The sequence below is a fragment of the Lutibacter sp. genome (assembly GCF_040883305.1).
GTDB lineage: Bacteria > Bacteroidota > Bacteroidia > Flavobacteriales > Flavobacteriaceae > Lutibacter.
In genome coordinates this window covers 1-3,149 of the sequence record NZ_JBFLKT010000044.1, presented here as the reverse complement: position 1 = coordinate 3,149, position 3,149 = coordinate 1, and the positions used below count along the sequence as shown (strand labels likewise).

Below are 3,149 nucleotides of genomic sequence, written 5' to 3'. Positions count from 1 at the left end.
TTTCAAATTACACAGGAAAATTAAGTTCGGGTATAATTAAGCGAATTGATAGTTTTCCTTCAAAATTTGTACGTCCAAGAACTGTAGATATTTGGTTGCCTGAAAATTATTCAGAAAATAAAAAACACGCGGTTTTGTATATGCACGATGGACAAATGTTATTTGATGCTGAAACTACTTGGAATAAGCAAGAATGGAAAGTTGATGAAATAATTGGAGGTTTAATTTCAGAAGGAAAAATTAAAAATACAATTGTGGTTGCAATATGGAATCATGCGGATATTAGACATCAAAATTATTATCCCCAAAAACCATTTGAAAAACTACCTAAAAAATTTAGAGACTCAATTGCTACTATTAGTGAAAAACAATATGGAAGCGATTTTAAATCACCAAATTCAGATAACTATTTAAAGTTTATTGTTAAAGAGGTAAAACCTTTTATTGATGCCAATTTTTCTGTACATACTAATTCTGAAAACACATTTATTTCGGGATCGAGTATGGGTGGATTAATTTCAATGTACGCATTATGTGAGTATCCAACTATTTTTGGTGGTGCAGCTTGTTTGTCAACACATTGGCCTGGAATTATGCCGAATAAAGAAAACCCAATGCCAGAATCATTTTTTAAGTATTTAGAGCAGAATTTACCATCTTCAAAAACACATATAATATATTTCGATTACGGAACAGCAACATTGGATAAGTTCTATTTACCTTATCAGCATAGAGTAGATGAGGTATTAAAATTAAAAGATTTTGATGAAACAAATTCACGAAATTTAAAATTTGAAGGTCACGATCATTCAGAAAATTCTTGGAATCAGCGTTTTCACATTCCAGTTGAATTTTTATTAAAAAAATAAGAGTAATCCGTTAACCTGAATTAAGTTCAGAACGACGAAAAATATATATAAATGAAATTATTTAAGTTATTTATAGTTCTTTTTACGTTTTCAACTACAATTTTCTATGCCCAAAATTCAAGTAGAAAATTTGAAAGTATAACCAAATACAAAAATTTTGTTGAAGTTAAAACAAACGATGGAGTTTATAGATTTCAGCCTTATGGAAACGAAATTATAGAAACTTCATTTATACCAAAAAGTGAAATATTTAGTTCAAACTCTCACGCTGTAGTTTTAAAAACAGCGCCAGTTGAAATGGAAATAATTGAAACTTCTAATTTAACGGAGATTAAAATGTTAGATATTTCAGTAAAAATTTCACATACACCATTTCAAGTTTCATACTATTATGAAGGAAATTTATTAACTTCAGAAAAGCGAGGTTACTTTAAAGCGCCACACCAACCAATGGATTTGGTAAAAGGAAATATTGTTGCCGAAGAAACGGAACGTTTAGAATTCAATCTTACAGAAGATGAAGTGTTGTATGGAGGAGGAGCAAGAGCTTTAGGAATGAACCGTAGAGGAAACCGATTGCCTTTGTATAACAGAGCGCATTATGGCTACGAAACGCATTCTGAACTAATGAATTTCACCATTCCTGTGGTGTATTCTTCAAAAATGTATGCTATTCATTTCGACAATGCACCAATTGGTTATTTAGATTTTGATAGTCAAAAAAATAACACACTTACTTACGAAACTATTTCAGGAAGAAAAACTTATCAAATTATTGCTGGGGATGATTGGGAAGAAGTTGTAGAAAATTATGTGACTTTAACAGGTTTACAACCTTTGATTCCACGTTGGGCTTTGGGTAATTTTTCAAGTAGGTTTGGGTATCATTCACAAAAGGAAACAGTTGAAACTATTGATAAGTTTTTAGAGGAAGCAATTCCCGTTGATGCAGTTATTTTAGATTTATACTGGTTTGGAAAAGAAGTAAAAGGAACTATGGGGAATTTAAAATTCGATAGAGATTCGTTCCCAAATCCTAAAAAAATGATTGCCGATTTAAAAGAAAAAGGTGTTAAAACCATTTTAATAACCGAACCTTTTGTATTAACCACATCAAACCGTTGGGACGAAGCTGTAAAAGAAGATATTTTAGGAAAAACCAAACAAGGAAAACCTTATACGTATGATTTTTATTTTGGAAATACAGGAATTATAGATGTTTTTAAACCTGAAGGGAATAAGTGGTTTTGGAATATTTACAAAGATTTAAAGAGTTATGGTGTTGATGGTTGGTGGGGAGATTTAGGTGAACCAGAAGTGCACCCTTCAGATTTGTTACACGCAACAGGAACAGCCGATGAAGTTCATAATATTTACGGGAGTGAATGGGCAAAATTAATTACTGAAGGTTATGAAAAAGAGTTTCCAAATGAGCGTCCGTTTATTTTAATGCGTGCCGGTTATTCGGGCGCACAATATTACGGTATGATTCCGTGGTCGGGCGATGTAAATAGAACTTGGGGCGGATTAAAGCCTCAAATGGAAATCTCTTTACAAATGGGAATGCAAGGGATGGCGTATATGCATTCAGATTTAGGAGGTTTTGCAGGTGCAAATTTAGATGATGAATTGTACACACGTTGGTTACAATACGGAGTTTTTCAACCAATTTATCGTCCACACGCGCAAGAAGATGTTCCTTCAGAACCGGTTTTTAGAGAAGAAAAAACCAAGCAGTTAGCAAAAAAATCTATTGAATTACGTTATAGTTTATTGCCGTACAACTACAATTTAGCCTTTAAAAATAGTAAGAACGGAAGTTTGTTAATGAAACCATTATTTTTTGAAGATGAAACTTTAATGGAAGTTGACAAAACATATTTATGGGGAGATTCGTTTTTGATAAGTCCTGTTGTGTCGGCAGGAATTGAAAAACAAGAAGTGGTGTTCCCAAAAGGCTCTAATTGGTTCGATTTTTATACGGATAAAAAAGTTGTTGGCGGACAAACATTAACCGTAGATTTAGTAGAAGAGAGTATTCCAACATACATTCGTGGAGGTGCTTTTATTCCAATGATTCAACCAATTCAAAATACTTCAACCTATAATTTAAATGCATTCGATTTACATTTTTATTACGATGAAACTGTAACTGAAAGTGAATATAAATTGTATAATGATGATGGCGAAACAAAAGAAGCTTTTGAAAAAGGAATGTATGAAATTCTAAAATTTGAAGCTGAAAAAGAAAAACGTTGGTTTGAAATTAGTTTTGAGGCG

At 32.2% G+C, this 3,149-nt stretch carries 2 protein-coding genes; both read left to right on the top strand.

The window, feature by feature from the left end:
- The coding region (locus AB1Z17_RS01390) for an alpha/beta hydrolase (RefSeq protein ID WP_368049999.1) at nucleotides 1–869 on the top strand (869 nt) is incomplete at its 5' end.
- Nucleotides 870–920: 51 nt separating this feature from the next.
- Nucleotides 921–3,149 (top strand): TIM-barrel domain-containing protein (locus AB1Z17_RS01385; protein ID WP_368049998.1); only part of this gene is annotated, 2,229 nt, incomplete at its 3' end.